The organism is Streptomyces sp. Q6 (genome assembly GCF_036967205.1).
Lineage (GTDB): Bacteria > Actinomycetota > Actinomycetes > Streptomycetales > Streptomycetaceae > Streptomyces > Streptomyces citrinus.
On record NZ_CP146022.1, the window covers coordinates 7,300,600 to 7,316,403 of the forward strand.

Here is a 15,804-nt window from a genome sequence, read left to right on the forward strand (position 1 = left end):
CGAGGTCCGGGCGGCGCGCTCCCGCGCGGCCGGACGCCCCGAAGGCCCCGGAACCTGGCTGGTTCCGAGGCCTGGGGTCCGCCGCCGGTCAGGTCGGCGGCGGGTGATCCGTCTGATGCGACTCAGAGGCCGGCGGTGAGGCCGGTGGCCAGGCCCGTGACGGCGCCCGTGTTGAGGCCGGTGAGGCCCTCGACCGTGCCCGTGAGGCCCGAGACGACGCCGGAGACCGGGGCGATCGAGTCCACGGTGCCGGTCAGGTTGGCGGCGAGGCCGCCGACCAGACCGCCGGAGACGTTGTCCAGCTCGGCGTCGGAAATCTCGAGGGTCTCGACCTGGTGGGTGTTGCTCATGATGAGCCGCCCTTCTCATGGGTATGTCTGGGTATTTCGAAAAACGCGTTGGCGTCGGGAATCGGCCGTAACAGCAGAACCGAATCCGGGAACCGTTCCGCGATGCGCTGGATCAAAGCACGCCGACGCGTCGCACAGCCAATCGGAACGTCCCCGGTCGGAGTGATGTGCGGACCCAATTACCGGGACGTGCAGGCCTGTTCACGGCCTGGTGGCAGCTCCTTCACATTCTTCACGACGGGAAATGTGAAGGGGGTGTGCCTGCTTTCACCGAATGGGACACTCACGCATCAAAGGCTCCTGCTGCGTGTATTCGGCAATGGAGTTCTGCGGCCCGACGTGACCGCTCTGCGCAATCGCTGTGCAGGTTTCTGGCACGCCAACGCGGCGGCCGCGAACACGGCAGGTGCGGTGAACCCCCACGCCGGTGCGGCCTCCCGTACGGCGACGGCGCACGCGGCGCCGCCGACCACGGCCGACAACCGCGCGGTCACCCAGAGTTGACCGCGCCCGCGCGCGGAGCCGTCGACCGTGCCCGTCACCAGAGTGGTGAGCGTCCCGGTGAAGTACGTGGTCGGCGCGGCGCCCTCCCCGGCCGCGACCATCGCCGCGGACTGCCCGCCCATCGCGAGGGCGGCGGCCACGAGGAGCACCGTGCGCCGGCCCCCGTCGGGCCGCCCGTCGAGCAGCGCACCCGCCACGGCGACGAACGCGAGCAGCGCCGTCTGGGCCGCGAGCGCGGCCACGACCTGCCCCGGCCACCGTGCGAGGCGGCCCGCGTCCCCACCCGTCGGCACCCGAACGCGGTGACCCCGGCCCCCAGCGCGTACCCGCCGAGCGCGTACAACGGAGCCGCCACGTCGTGCCCCGCGCCGGACCCCGCCGAGATCCCGAGCAGCACGAGGTTCCCGGTCATGACCCCGGCGAACACGGTGCCCAGCGCGGTGAACGCGAGCGCGTCCACGGCACCGGACGCGCCGGCGAGCAGCAGCAGGGAGATCTGGGCGCGAGTGTTCATGCCCAGACGGTAGGCGGACCGGGGCCGGGGCCGTGCACCTGACACGGCCCCGGCCCCGGTCATGCCGAAGGCGGGTGCCCCGGGGGTGCTCACGGTCAGGCGGCGACGCCGACCGTGAGTGTTCCCCGTGTTCCCCGTGTTCCCCGTGTTCCCCGTGTTCCCCGTGTTCCCCGTGTTCCCGGTCGGCGTGAGCGGGCCGGAGGCGGCGCCCCCGCTTGGGGGGCTAGAGGCGCGCTTGGCGCTCTTCTTGTCCTCCCTGATGTCGGAGCGGGCGAGGGCCCCGGCGGCCGTCGCCGCGGGGGCCATCAGCGGGTGCGCCTAATGCGCGAACGGCAGTGAATCCCAAGGGAGGTCAGGTGGGAAGGGATCCACGCTGCGCTGACCCGTGGGGCGCTCCGGTGCCGGTGTCACCGTCACCGGCTTCTCGCCGACCCGGTCGAGCCAGGCGGCGAGCGCCTCGCGCAGGGAGTCCGCGACGCGGCGGTGGGAGGTGAGGCCCGCCAGGTTGTCCAACTCGTAGGGGTCCGCGGCCAGGTCGTACAGCTCGGTCTCGACGTACCGGCCGGCCGAGGCGTCGTGCCAGGGGTCGGCGTCCGGCGCCGCGACGACGTACTTCCAGCGGTCGGTGCGCACGGCGCGGGCCACCTGGTCCTCGCTGATCTGGATGAACACCTCCGGCGGCCGGCCGGGGTCGGCGCCTCCCCCGGTGAGCGGCAGGAAGGACCGGCCCTGGACGCCCGACGGCACGTCGACGCCCGCCGCCGACAGGAGCGTCGGCATCAGGTCGACCGTACTGACCGGGTGACGGACGAGACCGCCGCCGGTGAATCCCGGCCCGGTGAGGGCCAGCGGCACCCGGACCGACGCCTCGTGCCCCGACCGCTTGTACTCGCCGTTCCGTGTGCGGAAGTGCGAGCCGTGATCCGCCGTCCAGGCCAGGATCGTGTCCTCGGTGAGCGCGAGGCTGCGCAGCGCGTCGCGCAGCCGGCCCACGCCCTCGTCGACCCGCTTGATCTGGCCGAGGTAGCCCGCGAGATGCCGGTGGACACCGCCCTGGGGCGCGGACGGGCTGAGCGCGGCCAGATCCGGCGGCAGCCAACTCCCTTGCGGGACGGCCGTGTTCGGCTCAGGAGCCGGATAGTCGTCGGTCGGGTTCTGGTGGTGCGGTTCGAGGAGCGAGACGAAGAGCAGGAACGGGCGGTCGTGGTGGTCGGCCACGAACCGGATCGCCGCGTCGATCAGCGCGTCACTGCGGTACCCCGGCAGCCGCACCGGTTCACCCGCCTCGTCGTACAACACGGTGTGGTAGGCGTCCGAGGTGAACTCGAGCAGCTCGGACGCCAACCACTCCTGATAGCCGCCCCGCGCGTCCTTCGGCACCGGACCCGCTCCCGACGGCGCGCCCGCCAGGTGCCACTTGCCGATGTATCCGGTCGCGTACCCGGCCTCGGCGAAGCCGCTCGCGAGCGTCGGCAGCTCGGCGGGCAGGGCGAGCCCGTTGCGGTGCACGCCCGCCGCCGTCGGCCAGCGACCCGTCTGGAGGGCCGAACGGGCGGGTGCGCAGACCGGGTTGGGCGTGATCGCCTGCTCGACCAGGGTGCCTTCGCGGGCGATCCGGTCGAACTGCGGAGTCAGTCCGGGCGGGCCGCCCTGCACACCGGTCGTGTCCCAGCGCTGCTGGTCGGTGAGGATGACGACGACGTTCGGACGGCGCCGGGCCGGTTCGGGGCGCGGTGCGGCGGTGCTCACGCGACGACGGACGTCGGGGTGCCGGTCGCCGCCGTCGAGGCGCCGGACGCGATGCCGTGCTCCGGCTCGGGCACCGAATCGGGGGACAGGAGCGTGGACGTACGACCGTCGACGCCGACCGGGACGTCGCCGTCGATGGTCACGCGGGCCAGCTTGCGCTCGTGGTCGTCGGAGTCGTCGACGCCGTAGTGCTGGGTGGCCCGGTTGTCCCAGATGGCGACGTCACCGACCTGCCACTGCCAGCGGACGGTGTTCTCCGGGCGCTCGATGTGGCGCTGGAAGAGTTCGAGCAGGTCGCGGGAGTCGCGGCCGGTGAGTCCGGAGATCTTCTGTACGAAGTTGCCGAGCAGCAGGGTCCGTTCACCGGTCTCCGGGTGGACGCGGACGACCGGGTGCTCGGTCAGGAACTTGATCTTGGCGAAGACGTCGCGGAAGCGCTGGAGCTGCTCCGGGATCGCGTCGGGGCGCAAGGCCGCGTAGTCGTAGTCGTTGGAGTGCACGGCGCGCAGACTCGTGGCGAGCTCCTGGAGCGGGGCGGGCAGATTCTCGTACGCCGTCGCGGTGTTGGCCCACAGGGTGTTGCCGCCGTACGGGGGGATCTTGGTGGCGCGCAGGATCGAGAAGGCCGGGTAGGCGGGGACGAACGTGACATCGCTGTGCCACTGGTTGGCGCGGCCGCCGTAGTCCGAGTTGATCGGGAACGAGTAGCGGCCGTCGGCGGACGGGACGGTCGGGTGGGCGACCGGCGTGCCGAGGAGCCGGCCGAACGCCTCGTGGGAGTCGGTGTCGAGGTGGTCCTGGCCGCGGAAGAAGACGACCTTGTGGGTGAGGAGTGCCGCGCGGACGGCGGCGACGGTCTCGGGGGCGAGGTCGCCGGAGAGGCGGACGCCCTCGATGACGGCGCCGAGACGGCCGCCGAGTTTTGTGACGGTGACGGTGGGGGCGGGGGTGGTGGCCGTGGCAGTGGCAGGGGTGGCGGGTGCGGTCGTCATGGGAACGCGGGTCCTTTCGGTGGGGCGCTGAGATCGGTGGGGCGCTGAAGTAGGTGAGGCGCTGAGGCCGGTGGGTGCCGAGCTGGGTCGAGTGCTGAGCTCGGTGGGGAAGTGGGCCGGGTGGGGAGCTGGGCTCGGTGGTGAGCCGGACTCGGTGGGGTGCTGAGGTCGTACGAGCGCTGGGCTCGGTGGGCTGCTGGGCTCGTTCGAGTGCGAGGGCTCGGTGGCCGCGGGGCCGAGGGCCATCGCCTGCGGAGGTGACCGGTACGGAATTCGTCTCGCAGCGGAAGAAATCAGGCCGGACGAACTGTCGGGCCGGACGAACCGGCCGCGGCACCGCGACCGTGGAGAAGTGACGTGGTCAGCCGCGGCAGGCCAGGGAGGCGAGGCTCCGACAGGCCGACGACGCGAGGCGTCCCAGGTCGATGTGGAGCCGCTCGGCGAGCATCGTCGTGGCGGACATGGCCCGACCTTGCCCCCGGCTCCGCGCACACGTCAACCCGGCCCGTCCGTCGGTTCGTTGGGCGCAGTGCGTCCACCAAGCGCGCCGTGACCTGCGGATACGTGACTGTGGAAGCGGAGCCGCGCGGGTCGGCGATTTCATCCCGCGGCAACATTGCGAACTCCGCCGCCCCGACCGGACTACGGTGCGAGCGACCCTCCGCGCGCTCTCCCGAGCCCAGCCGACCACCAGGACGGACGATGACAGCGACCCACTCCGCCCCCCTGCCTGGCGACGGCCGGCGCGAGGCCAACGCCGCGGCTGTCCTGCGGGCCGTACTGGAGCACGGCCCCGTCGCCCGCTCCACCATCGCCCGGGTCAGCGGACTGAGCCCCGCCGCCGTGTCCCGCCAGTGCTCCGACCTCGGCCGCGCCGGACTCCTGCGGGACCTGCCCCACCTGGTCGAGACGCGCGGCGCGGGCCGCCCCCGCACACCGGTGGACCTGCACACCGGGGAGGTCGGCGGGCCGGTCGCCGGGGGTGTCCACATCGGGGTGCCGGGGTCCACGTTCGGCCTGGTCGACCTGCGCGGAAGGGTCGTCGCCCGGCGCACCTTCCCGCACGACGGCATCGCCCGGCGGGACCTCGTGGCCCGGATCGCGGACGCGCTGCGCGACTTCATGGCGGCCGCGCCCGCCACCCGGCCCGTGCTCGGCGTGGGCGCCGTCCTCGGCGGCTGGGTCGACCCGGGCGCGGGCCGCGTCGTACGCCACGACGCCCTCGGGCTGCACGAGCGGCCGCTCGCCGACGAACTCGCCGGGGCGCTCGGCCTCCCGGTGCGGATCGACAACCACGCCCGCGCCATCGCGCAGTCGGAGATCCTCTTCGGCCACAGTGCCGCCCGGCGCAGCCTCGTCCACCTCTTCGTCGGCAACGTCGTCGACGCGGCGATCGGCATCGCGGGCGTCGTCCACCGAGGCCCCGCGTCGGGCGCGGGGACGTGGCCCACCTGCCCGTGCCGGGCTCCGACGTCCCGTGCGACTGCGGCCGTACGGGCTGTCTGGCGGCCACGGTCTCGGACACGTCCCTGGTGGAGTCCGCGGTACGCCAAGGTCTCGTCCCCGCACCGGAGTTCGGGCTGCTGTGGGAGGCGGCCGCGCGCGACGAGCGCGCCGAGCGGCTGCTGCGCGACCGGGCCCGTGCGGTCGGCGCGGCGGTGGCCCTGCTGCTCGACGTGTTCGACCCGGACCTGGTGGTGGTGACCGACCAGAGCAGCTTGCGGGACGAGGGCTATCTGGCCGAGATCCGCGGTGCGGCGATCGGCCACTCGCACGTCTGCGACGACCCCGAACGCATCGTGAATCCACATTCTGGACGCGATGCGCTCCCGGTCGCCGCCGCTACCGTGCTGCTGAATCCCCTGTTCAGAAGCCCTTTTTCGAGCGTCGACGGGACGTCAGGTGATCGCGGGTGAGCAGGGGGCGGGTCCTGCATCGTGGACAAGACCGGTTGACCGTTCGAGAAAGGCGCTGTCATATTGCTCGCATGAATCCGGACCAGCGCCTCGTGTCCCGCAGGCACGTCGACCTCTGTCGACAGGCCAGCGCGGTGTGTGCCGTCCGCCCCTGAAAATCGCTGATCACCGGCTGGGAACACCGGCTGAGAACGCCGGTCGAGAAGACCGGCTGAGCACTCCTGCCGAGAACACCGGCCGGAGCAGGCGCCGAGCCTGTGCGCCCACTCCTCCCGCACCGCCCGTGTGCAGCTTTCGACGCTCTCAACTCCCTCTGTAGCGCCCTGTTCTGACGTTGTGTCACCGAGCGTGGTGGCCGGCCTCCGGGGCGCGCTCTCTCACCTGGGCCCTTGTCGTGCCTCCGTACGTCCGCCCCTTGCATCCAGGCAGGATTCGATGACCGAAATATCCTCCATTGTCGCTACGTCCGTGACCCGCCGCTCCACCCTGCGCGCCGCCGGAGCGGGCGCCGCGCTCCTCGGGCTCGGCCTGTCCGGTTGCCGCAGCGCCGCGACGGGAGGTGCCGCGTCCGCCGACGCGTCGGGCGACGCGAAGCCGGTCAAGGGCGGCACCCTCACCATCGCCTCCCAGCAGGACTTCACGCCCGCCCTGCTGTTCACCATCAGCGGCGCCTGCCTGCCGCAGCGCCTGATCTACAACACGCTCACCGTCTACGACAAGAACTTCGACCCGCAGCCCGAACTGGCCACGAAGTGGGACGTCTCCGACGACGGCAGGACCGTCACGCTGCACCTGCGCGAGGGAGTGACCTTCCACGACGGCAGGGCGTTCACCGCCGACGACGTCGTCAGCTCCATCAAGAACACGCAGAACCCGGACCGCTCCGCCCAGTTGCGCTCCACCGCGCTCGCCATCACCGGCTTCGACAAGAAGGGCGACCACGAGCTGGTCCTCACCCTCGACCACCCGGTGAGCAATCTCTTCGACCTCTTCGAGTTCATGATCATCTCGGATGGCGGCAATGTGCCGGACGCCCTCACCGGCAAGAAGTTCAACGGCACGGGCCCGTTCCGGGCGAAGAAGTGGACCCCGGGCACGTCCTTCACCTTCGAGCGCAACGACGCGTACTGGAAGGACGAGGGCCCCTACCTGGACGCCGTCGAGATCCGTGTCATCTCGGAGACCGACTCCATCGCCTCGGCCCTGAAGACCGGCGAGGTGCACCTGACCTTCCAGCTCGACGGCAAGAACAACAAGGCCTTCTCCTCCCAACCCGCCTTCACCGTCAACCAGTTCAGCTACGGCACCGGCGGCTCGTACTACGTCGGCGCGAACGTCACCCACCCCGAGCTCAAGGAGAAGGCGGTCCGCCAGGCCATCTCCTACGCCGTCGACCGCGACCGCCTGGTCAGCCAGGTGATGTACGGGTTCGGCACCGCCACGGACACCCCCTGGACCAAGGACTCCGTGGCCTTCGCGCCGTCCGAGCCGGTCTCCCGCAAGCACGACCCGGCGAAGGCGCGCGAGCTGCTCAAGTCGGTCGGCGCCACGGGCCTGAAACTGACCATGGAGTACGTCACCGGACAGGACGCCTTCGCCCAGCTCGTCCAGTACGACCTCAAGCAGGTCGGCATCACCGTCGACATCGTCCCCCGCGACCCGGCCGCCTGGCAGAAGAAGCTCATCGCCCAGGACTTCGACGCGCTGTGGTGCGGCGGGCACGGCTTCGGCCAGTCCATCCCGTCCACGCTCGCCGTCTCGGCGTACCCCTTCAACGCGGAGAAGAACACGTCGAAGTTCTCCTCCGCCGCGTACAAGAAGCTCGCCGTCGGCGCCTGGAACACCACCGCCGATCCCACCGGGGCCGCCGCCCGAGGGCTCTACAAGAAGCTCACCGACCTCCTCCTCGACGAGTGCTTCGTGATCGATCTCGCCGCCGTCCCCGCCACCGCGGTGTACACGACCAAGCTGCACGACATCGCGATCAACCGCTACGGCCTGCTCGACCTCGACACCGCCTACCTCGCCAAGTAGGCGGCAGCGCAACGGAACTGAGGAGATCCCACCCATGCGCTCCTATCTCGTCAAACGCGTCCCCTCGGCCCTGGCGGTCCTCGTCCTCGCGTCCGTCGCCGTCTTCCTCCTGCTGCGCCTGATCCCCGGCGATCCGGCGGACAGCCTCGCGGGCGCGGACGCGAGCCCGGCGTCCGTCGAGGCGATACGCCACCGGCTCGGCCTGGACGCGTCACCGTTCACCCAGTACTTCCACTGGCTCGGCGACCTGTTCTCCGGGCACCTCGGCGCGTCGTACGTCATCGGCGGCGATGTCGCCGACCTCATCGGCGCGGGCCTCGGCGCGACCGTGCAGCTGACGCTGGGCGCGCTGGCGTGGGTGCTGGTCCTCGGCCTCACCGGGGGAGTGCTCGGCGCCACCTCGCGGCGCAGGCCCGTCCAGGCGCTCGTCCGGGTGCTGACCACGGCGGCGCTCTCGGTGCCGCCGTTCGTCAGCGGCGTCGTCCTGGTCCTGGTGTTCGCCGTGCTCCTCGGGCTGCTGCCGTCCGGCGGCGCCGGCTCGTTCCTCGACGCCCCCGACCTCGCCGCGCAGTACCTGCTGCTCCCGTCGCTCTGCCTCGCCCTGCCCTCCGCGGCGGTCCTCGCCCGCTACCTGAAGGACAGCCTGGAACGCACCCTCGACGAGGACTACGTCCGCACCGCCACCGCCCTCGGCGTCCCCCGCCGCCGCATCCTGTGGCGGCACGCCCTGCCCAACGCGGCCCCGCCCGTCGTCACCCTCCTCGGGATGCAGATCGGCCATCTGCTCGGCGGCGCCGTCCTGGTGGAGGCGATCTTCTCCTGGCCGGGCCTCGGCCGCCTCGCCCAGGAAGCCGTGCTGCGCCGCGACTACCCCGTCATCCAGGACCTGTTGCTGCTGCTCGTCGTCGTGTTCGTGGTCGTGCAGCTGCTCACCGACGTCGTCTACGCGTGGCTCGATCCGCGCATCCGTTTCGAGTGAGGGGCCACGCCATGACCGCCATCGCCGCTCCGCCGACCACCGGGCGCCCCCGTGAACTCCGACAGAACCCCTACGTCCAGGGCCTCCTGACGCCGCGTGGCATCGTCGGGCTCGTCCTCGTCGGCGGGATCGCCCTCGCCGGACTGCTCGCCCCGCTGCTCGCGCCCGCCTCGCCCACCGCGCAGTCCGCCGACTCGCTGACCGGGCTGCTGGCCGCCGGGCATCCGCTCGGCACCGACGATCTCGGCCGCGACGTCCTCAGCCGCGTCCTGTACGGGATCCGCTCCGACCTGTGGATCATCGCCGCGGCCGTGCCGCTCGGCGCGCTGCTCGGGGTGGGGCTCGCGCTCGCCGCGACGACGGCCCGGGTCGTCGACACCGTCGTCCAGCGGATCTTCGACCTGATCTTCGCCTTCCCGGGACTCGTCCTCGCCCTCGCCGTCACCGCGATCGTCGGTCCGGGCGCGGGCACCGTGGTCCTCGTCGTCGCGCTCGCCGAGATCCCCGTGTTCGGACGGCAGTTGAGGGCGGCGATCCTGGTGCACCGCGAGCGCGAGTACGCGGTCGCGGCCGCCGTCGGCGGAGCCTCCCGGCAGCGCGTCCTCGTCCGCCACATCCTGCCCAACGCCGCCGACCCACTGATCGTGCAGATCGCCGTGTCCCTGTCCGTCGCGGTGTTCATCGAGGGCGGCATGAGCTACCTCGGCGTCGGCGTCGTCGCGCCCGCCCCCTCGCTCGGCAACATCCTCGCCTCGGCCGTCGGCCACCTCGGCGACACCCCGTCCCTCGCCCTGGTCCCTCTCGCCGTGGTCACACTCCTCGTCCTCGGCCTCTCGCTCCTCGCCGAGGCCCTCAACCAGGGAGTACGCCGATGAGCGCCGCCCCCGTCCTCGACGTCACCGACCTCAGCGTGGAGTTCCCCGACCCGACCGGGACCCGGCCGCCGGTCCGTGCGGTCCGCGGCGTCTCCTTCCGCCTCGCCGCCGGCGACACCCTCGGCATCGTCGGCGAGTCCGGCTCGGGCAAGTCCACCACCGCGCTCGCCCTGATGCGGATGCTGCCCGGCACCGGACGGGTCACCGGCGGCTCCGTACGCCTGGGCGACACGGACCTGGCGACACTCGACGACACCGCGCTGCGCGCCGTCCGCGGCGACCGCGTCGGCATGATCTTCCAGGACCCGCTCACCTCCCTGAACCCGGTCCTGACCATCGGCCGCCACCTCGACGAAGTGCTGCGCGCCCACGGCCGCGGCGACCGGGCGGCCCGCCGCGCCCGCTCCCTCGAACTCCTCGACCTGGTCGGCATCCACGACGCCGCGGGCCGCCTCGACGACCACCCCCACCAGTACTCCGGCGGCATGCGCCAGCGCGTCATGATCGCCCTCGCCCTCGCCAACGACCCCGAGGTGCTCCTCGCCGACGAGCCCACCACCGCCCTCGACGCCACCGTCCAGGACCAGATCCTCGGCGTCCTCGACACAGCCACCAAGGAGACCGGCACCGCGCTGGTCCTCATCACCCACAACCTCGGCGTCGTGGCCCGCGCCTGCGACCGGGTCGCGGTGATGTACGGCGGCCGCATCGTCGAGGAAGGCCCCACCCGCGACGTCCTGCACGCCCCCCGCCACCCCTACTCGGCGGGCCTCCTGGCGGCGGTCCCACGCCTCGACCGTCCGGCGGGCACCCGCCTGGAGGGCATCGCGGGCAGCCCGCCCGACCTGTCGCTGCCGCTCGCCGGCTGCGCGTTCGCGCCGCGGTGCGCGCGGGCGACACAGGAGTGCGGGACGACGGAGCCGCCCGTCACCGAGGACCGTACGCGCGCGGCCTGCCTGGAACCGATCGCCGCGGCGGACACCCCGGGACCGGCGCGAGCGACCACCGACGCTCCGCGCCCGGCACGACACGAGAACGCCGCGCGGCGGGAAACCGTCCTCACCGCCGAGAACCTCCACAAGCACTTCCCGGCGTCGTCGTCCCGCCGCCGCGCCGACCGCAGGGAGACCCGAGCCCTCGACGGAGTCGACCTCACCCTCACCGCGGGCGAGACCCTCGGCGTCGTGGGCGAGTCCGGCTCGGGCAAGTCCACCCTGGCCCGCACCCTCATCGGCATCCACCCGGCCACCTCGGGCACGGTCACCTTCCGAGGCACCCCGGTCGCCCCGGCCGACCGGCGGCAACTCCACGACCTGCGCCGCCAGGTCCAGCTCGTCTTCCAGGACCCCTACGCCTCGCTCAACCCCCGCCTCACGGTCGGCCGGATCATCGCGGAACCGCTCATCGCCTTCGGTATCGGCACCGAACGGGACCGGCCGCGCGAGGTGGCGCGGCTCCTGGAGCAGGTCGGCCTCGATCCGAGCGCCGCCGACCGCCACCCGCGCGACTTCTCCGGCGGCCAGCGCCAGCGCATCGGCATCGCCCGCGCCCTCGCGCCGTCCCCCGCCGTCCTCATCTGCGACGAACCGGTCTCGGCGCTCGACGTGTCGGTCCAGGCCCAGGTCGTCAACCTCCTCGCCGACCTCCAGCGGGACCTCGACCTGGCCCTGGTCTTCATCGCCCACGACCTCGCGGTGGTACGCCAGGTCTCGCACCGCATCGCCGTCATGCGGCACGGCCGCATCGTCGAGACCGGCCCCGCCGACGACCTCGTGGAGAACCCCCGGCACCCGTACACACGGACGCTGCTGGCCGCCGCCCCCGAGCCGGTCGTCCGCGGCTCGCTCACCGACCCGCACACCCGATGGGAAGCCACCGCATGAGCACCACCGACGCCCCCGACCAGCGCCGCCCCGACCCCTACGCGGACTTCCCCGGCACGGTCGGCCGCACCTTCGCCGAGTCGACACCCCACTGGGCGCCCCGCCCCGACACCGAGGGCAAGCCGAACATCGTGGTCGTCCTCGTCGACGACATGGGCTACAGCGACACCGGGCCCTACGGCTCCGAGATCGACACCCCCGTCCTCGACCGCCTCGCCTCCGACGGCGTACGCCTCACCAACTACCACACCGCCCCGCTCTGCTCACCGTCCCGCGCGGCCCTGCTCACCGGCCTCAACCCGCACCGCGCCGGCTACTCCTTCGTCGCCAACGCCGACGCGGGCTTCCCCGGATACGCCATGGAGATCGCCGACACGGTCCCCACCCTCGCCCAGACCCTGCATGGTGCGGGCTACGCCACGTACGCCGTCGGCAAATGGCACCTGTCGCGCGACTCGGCGTCCCACGCCGCCGACAGCCGCGGCAACTGGCCCCTCCAGAAGGGCTTCGACCAGTACTACGGGGTCCTCGAAGGTCTCACCTCGATCTTCCACCCGCACCAACTCGTGCGTGACAACAGCCCGTTGGACATCGACTCGTTCGCGGACGACTACTACTACACCGACGACATCACCGACCAGGCGATCTCGATGCTGAAGTCGCTGCGCGCCCACGACCCCGACAAACCGTTCTTCCTCTACTACGCGCACAACGCGGTGCACGGCCCGCTCCAGGCCAAGCCCGCCGACATCGCCAAGTACCGCGGCCGCTACGCCGACGGCTGGGACCGGCTGCGCGCCTCCCGCTTCGCACGCCAACTCGCCGCCGGACTGTTCCCCGAAGGCACCCGGCTGCCCGACCGCAACGCCGAGGCGGGCCACGACGTGCCCGCCTGGGACGAGCTCACCGACACCCAACAGGCCCTCTACGCCCGCTACATGGAGGTGTACGCGGCGGTCGTCGACAACGTCGACCAGAACCTCGGCCGGCTCGTCGACACCCTCGACCAGCTCGGCGAACTCGACGACACCATCATCCTGTTCACCTCCGACAACGGCGGCACCGGCGAAGGCGGCCGCGAGGGCACCCGCTCCTACTTCTCCCGCTTCGCCCACCACCCGCGGCTGCCCGACGACTGGAACCCGGACGTCGCCCGCGACATCGACCTGATCGGCGGCCCGCGCTCGCTGGTCCACTATCCGCGCGGCTGGGGCATGGCCTCCAACACCCCGTTCCGGCTGTACAAGGGCAACACCTACGCGGGCGGCGTACGCGTCCCCTCCGTGCTCACCTGGAAGAACGGACTGCCCTCCGGAGCCACCCGCCACCAGTACCAGTACGTCACCGACATCGCGCCCACCCTCCTCGAACTCGCCGGCGTACAGCGCCCGACGGAGATCCACGGGCGGCCCACGCTCGCCGAGGACGGCACCTCCTTCGTGCCCGTCCTCAAGGACGCCGCCGCACCCTCCACCCACGGCGAGCAGTACTCGGAGATCACCGGGGACCGCTCCTACTACCGCGACGGCCTCAAGCTCGTCACCCTGCACCGCCCAGGCACGCCCTACGACGACAGCGAATGGTCCCTGTACGACATCACCACGGACCCCACCGAGACGACCGACCTGGCCGACCGGCACCCGGAACTGGTCAAGGAGCTGGCCGCCGCCTGGGACCAGGCGGCCTGGCGCAACGGCGTCTTCCCCCTGGTCGACACCAGCGGCGGCTTCCTGCGCCGCCACCCCGCCGACGAACGCTACGAACGCCCCCTGCGCCTGCTCCCCGGCACCCCGGAACTGGAGCGCTACCGCAGCTCCCGCCTCATCTCCTTCCGCGACTTCCGTGTGGATGTCGACCTGGCCGGCCCACCCGCCGAGGGCGTGCTCGTCTCGCACGGCGACCAGGGCGGCGGCTACAGCCTCTACATCGAGGACGGCCGCCTGAACTTCGCGTTCAACGAGTACGGCGAACTGGTGACGGCCGACGCGGGAGCGGTGCCCGCCGAGGCCCGCACCCTGAGCCTCGTCGCCACCGCCCAGGAAGGCATCCGCTGGGGCTTCGACGTCTTCGTCGACGGGGAGCGCACCGGCGGCCTCGACAGCGTCCACCAACTCCTCGGCATGGCCCCCCTCCAGGGCATCAGCGTCGGCATCGACCGCAAGTCACCGGTGTCCTGGCCGGTGTACGAGCGCCACCGCACCTTCCGGTACACCGGCGCACTGCGCGCCGTGACCTACACGCCGGGCCCGAAAGCCGCCTACGACCCGCAGGTCATCGCGCGGACCCTGAACGAGGCGGCGGCGGCCTTCGAATGACGGGCCCGCGGACGTCAGGCGGGGTCCAGGCCGAGCGGGTCGAAGGCGTGCTTCTCCCAGATCCGGCGCGAGGACTCCTGCGGATACGAGGCCGTGGTCGACGGCGCGTCGAAGATCCGGGTCAGCCGTTCGCCGGGGAGGTACGGCGCCCACCCCGGCTGCCCGTGCTCGGCGAACGCCGTCCACGCCTCGCCCATCTCCGCCGACAGGGCCACCGCCTCGGCCGGGGCACCGCCGCCGAAGAACATCCGGGAGAAGTCGTTGTCCAGCGTTCCGAAGACGAGCGGCACGTCGAGCGCGTGCGCCGCCCCCAACGTCGGTGACCGCCAGGCGAGTTCGTACAGGTACGCGGTACCGCCACCGGCCGCCTGCGCCTCGGCGAGCCGCTGGCTCGGCATCCGGAACAGCCAGTCGGACATCACCAGCTCCTGCAACGCCGACGGGTCCGCGGACGGATACGCCGCGCGGTAGTCGTCCTCGGCCTGCGGACCCGGGCCGAAGCGGCGCAGCGCCAGTGACGCCTCGTCCGCGGTCGTCGCCCCGTACCGCCCGGCCAGGACCGTGAACAGGCGGTACTCGTCGCGGTTGTGACCGACCATCAGGTGCACGTCGCGCGCGGCGCCCGCCGCCAGTGCCGTCCACGGGTCCTCGGGCAGCACCTCGCCGTCGACCACCGGGGAGAACGGCGTCAGCGTGTGCGCGACGCGGCCCCAGCGGCCGGCGTACGACGGCAGGTCCCGGATCAGCGCGTCGGTCGCGTCGCGCAACGCGTCGGGGAGTGGGCGGCGAGGTCGGCCGCCGACGCGCCCGGTGCGCCGAGCCGCTCCGCTATCCGTGCCCCGATGTCCCGCGCCAGCTCCCGCGTGAAGAACGTGCCGGGCACGCTCTGCGCGATCGCCGCGCGCACCAGGCCCGCCGCCGACGGCATCGCGAGCAGCGACGCCACCGCGCCCGCGCCCGCCGACTCGCCGAACACCGTCACCCGGTCCGGATCCCCGCCGAACGCCCCGATGTTCTCCCGCACCCAGCGCAGCGCCGCCACCTGGTCGAGCAGGCCGCGGTTGGCCGGCGCGCCGTCGAACACGCCGAACCCCTCGGCGCCGACCCGGTGGTTGAACGTCACGACCACCACACCGCGCTCGGCGAGCGCCGCCCCGTCGTACGGCGGCCCGTCCGCGGACCCGGTGAGGTAGGCGCCGCCGTACACATAGACGAGGACCGGCAGCCGGGCCGCACCGAGCTCCGGCGACCACACGTTGACCGTCAGCCAGTCGTCGCCCTCGGGCGCGGCGGTGCGCGGGACCGCCGTGGCCAGCGACTGCGGAGGCGGCGGCCCGAAGGCGACCGCGTCCCGCACGCCGTCCCAGGTCAGCGCGGGCACCGGGGCCGCCAAGTGCAGTGCTCCGACCGGGGGTTGGGCGTACGGGATGCCGCGAAAGACATGGAGCGGCCCACGGGTGCGCCCGCGGACGAGTCCCGTCGTGGTGCGTACGGGAGCGGTGGCGGTGGCGTCGGTCATACGGTGTGTCCCTCCTGGGGGGCGAGGCCGCCGGGCGTGGTGGCCGCCGTACAGCATCCACGATGACACGAGTCATCGGAGTATCTGTCCCGTACCGCGGAACGCCGCTGATCCGACCGCGCGCCGCGGGCTCCCGGGAACCTCAGCCTTCCCGGTGGTGGACCCAATCCGCCC

The 15,804-nt window shown here is 72.4% G+C and carries 12 protein-coding genes and 2 pseudogenes; 7 read left to right on the plus strand and 7 right to left on the minus strand.

All coding sequences use genetic code 11. The features are described 5' to 3' along the window. Positions 1-122: 122 nt before the first annotated feature. The 5 genes and pseudogenes from V2W30_RS33660 to V2W30_RS33675 all read right to left on the minus strand — a co-directional run bounded on the left by V2W30_RS33660 (position 123) and on the right by V2W30_RS33675 (position 4,109). Positions 123-350: a type A2 lantipeptide gene (locus V2W30_RS33660; RefSeq protein ID WP_338702363.1), complete on the minus strand. Its 228-nt coding sequence runs from the start codon at positions 348-350 to the stop codon at positions 123-125. Positions 351-640: 290 nt separating this feature from the next. Beyond that, entirely contained in the window at positions 641-1,147 is a 507-nt protein-coding gene (locus V2W30_RS33665; protein WP_338702364.1) for a DUF1275 family protein, read from the minus strand. A gap of 56 nt (positions 1,148-1,203) precedes the next feature. After that, positions 1,204-1,674, minus strand: a pseudogene (locus V2W30_RS41730) (DUF1275 family protein); the annotation flags it as partial. Positions 1,675-1,686: 12 nt separating this feature from the next. After that, entirely contained in the window at positions 1,687-3,117 is a 1,431-nt protein-coding gene (locus V2W30_RS33670; protein WP_338702365.1) for a sulfatase-like hydrolase/transferase, read from the minus strand. Continuing rightward, entirely contained in the window at positions 3,114-4,109 is a 996-nt protein-coding gene (locus tag V2W30_RS33675) for a TauD/TfdA family dioxygenase (protein ID WP_338702367.1), read from the minus strand. Before V2W30_RS33675 ends, V2W30_RS33670 begins: the two co-directional genes overlap by 4 nt. 702 nt (positions 4,110-4,811) lie before the next feature. Between V2W30_RS33675 and V2W30_RS33680 the strand changes: the two are divergent. The 7 genes and pseudogenes from V2W30_RS33680 to V2W30_RS33710 all read left to right on the plus strand — a co-directional run bounded on the left by V2W30_RS33680 (position 4,812) and on the right by V2W30_RS33710 (position 14,111). Beyond that, a pseudogene (locus tag V2W30_RS33680) lies at positions 4,812-6,025 on the plus strand (ROK family protein). Between the two features lie 71 nt (positions 6,026-6,096). Beyond that, positions 6,097-6,180: a putative leader peptide gene (locus tag V2W30_RS33685; RefSeq protein WP_338703864.1), complete on the plus strand. Its 84-nt coding sequence runs from the start codon at positions 6,097-6,099 to the stop codon at positions 6,178-6,180. Positions 6,181-6,460: 280 nt separating this feature from the next. Continuing rightward, positions 6,461-8,059, plus strand: a complete 1,599-nt coding sequence (locus V2W30_RS33690; protein WP_338702368.1) for an ABC transporter substrate-binding protein — start codon at positions 6,461-6,463, stop codon at positions 8,057-8,059. Between the two features lie 34 nt (positions 8,060-8,093). Further along, positions 8,094-9,038, plus strand: a complete 945-nt coding sequence (locus V2W30_RS33695) for an ABC transporter permease (protein ID WP_338702370.1) — start codon at positions 8,094-8,096, stop codon at positions 9,036-9,038. An 11-nt stretch (positions 9,039-9,049) separates the two neighbouring features. Then, a complete protein-coding gene (locus V2W30_RS33700; RefSeq protein ID WP_338702371.1) occupies positions 9,050-9,913 on the plus strand; it encodes an ABC transporter permease in 864 nt (287 codons plus the stop codon). After that, complete coding sequence (locus V2W30_RS33705) at positions 9,910-11,796, plus strand: ABC transporter ATP-binding protein (protein ID WP_338702372.1); 1,887 nt, start codon at positions 9,910-9,912, stop codon at positions 11,794-11,796. Before V2W30_RS33700 ends, V2W30_RS33705 begins: the two co-directional genes overlap by 4 nt. After that, positions 11,793-14,111, plus strand: coding sequence for an arylsulfatase (locus V2W30_RS33710; protein ID WP_338702373.1), 2,319 nt, complete (start codon positions 11,793-11,795; stop codon positions 14,109-14,111). Before V2W30_RS33705 ends, V2W30_RS33710 begins: the two co-directional genes overlap by 4 nt. Before the next feature lie 14 nt (positions 14,112-14,125). Here V2W30_RS33710 and V2W30_RS33715 read toward each other — a convergent pair whose 3' ends face one another. Then, positions 14,126-14,878, minus strand: a complete 753-nt coding sequence (locus V2W30_RS33715) for a carboxylesterase family protein (RefSeq protein ID WP_338702374.1) — start codon at positions 14,876-14,878, stop codon at positions 14,126-14,128. Beyond that, positions 14,854-15,630 (minus strand): carboxylesterase family protein, encoded by a 777-nt coding sequence (locus V2W30_RS33720; RefSeq protein ID WP_338702375.1) that lies wholly within the window; start codon positions 15,628-15,630, stop codon positions 14,854-14,856. The genes V2W30_RS33715 and V2W30_RS33720 overlap by 25 nt, the downstream gene beginning before the upstream one ends. Positions 15,631-15,804: the final 174 nt, after the last annotated feature.

What these genes read in the sequence shown, in the direction of transcription:
- V2W30_RS33660 (WP_338702363.1), bottom strand. Translation starts at nt 350, where the DNA reads ATGAGCAACACCCACCAGGTCGAGACCCTCGAGATTTCCGACGCCGAG.
- V2W30_RS33675 (WP_338702367.1), bottom strand. Translation starts at nt 4,109, where the DNA reads ATGACGACCGCACCCGCCACCCCTGCCACTGCCACGGCCACCACCCCC.
- V2W30_RS33685 (WP_338703864.1), top strand. Translation starts at nt 6,097, where the DNA reads ATGAATCCGGACCAGCGCCTCGTGTCCCGCAGGCACGTCGACCTCTGT.
- V2W30_RS33690 (WP_338702368.1), top strand. Translation starts at nt 6,461, where the DNA reads ATGACCGAAATATCCTCCATTGTCGCTACGTCCGTGACCCGCCGCTCC.
- V2W30_RS33695 (WP_338702370.1), top strand. Translation starts at nt 8,094, where the DNA reads ATGCGCTCCTATCTCGTCAAACGCGTCCCCTCGGCCCTGGCGGTCCTC.
- V2W30_RS33700 (WP_338702371.1), top strand. Translation starts at nt 9,050, where the DNA reads ATGACCGCCATCGCCGCTCCGCCGACCACCGGGCGCCCCCGTGAACTC.
- V2W30_RS33705 (WP_338702372.1), top strand. Translation starts at nt 9,910, where the DNA reads ATGAGCGCCGCCCCCGTCCTCGACGTCACCGACCTCAGCGTGGAGTTC.
- V2W30_RS33710 (WP_338702373.1), top strand. Translation starts at nt 11,793, where the DNA reads ATGAGCACCACCGACGCCCCCGACCAGCGCCGCCCCGACCCCTACGCG.
- V2W30_RS33720 (WP_338702375.1), bottom strand. Translation starts at nt 15,630, where the DNA reads ATGACCGACGCCACCGCCACCGCTCCCGTACGCACCACGACGGGACTC.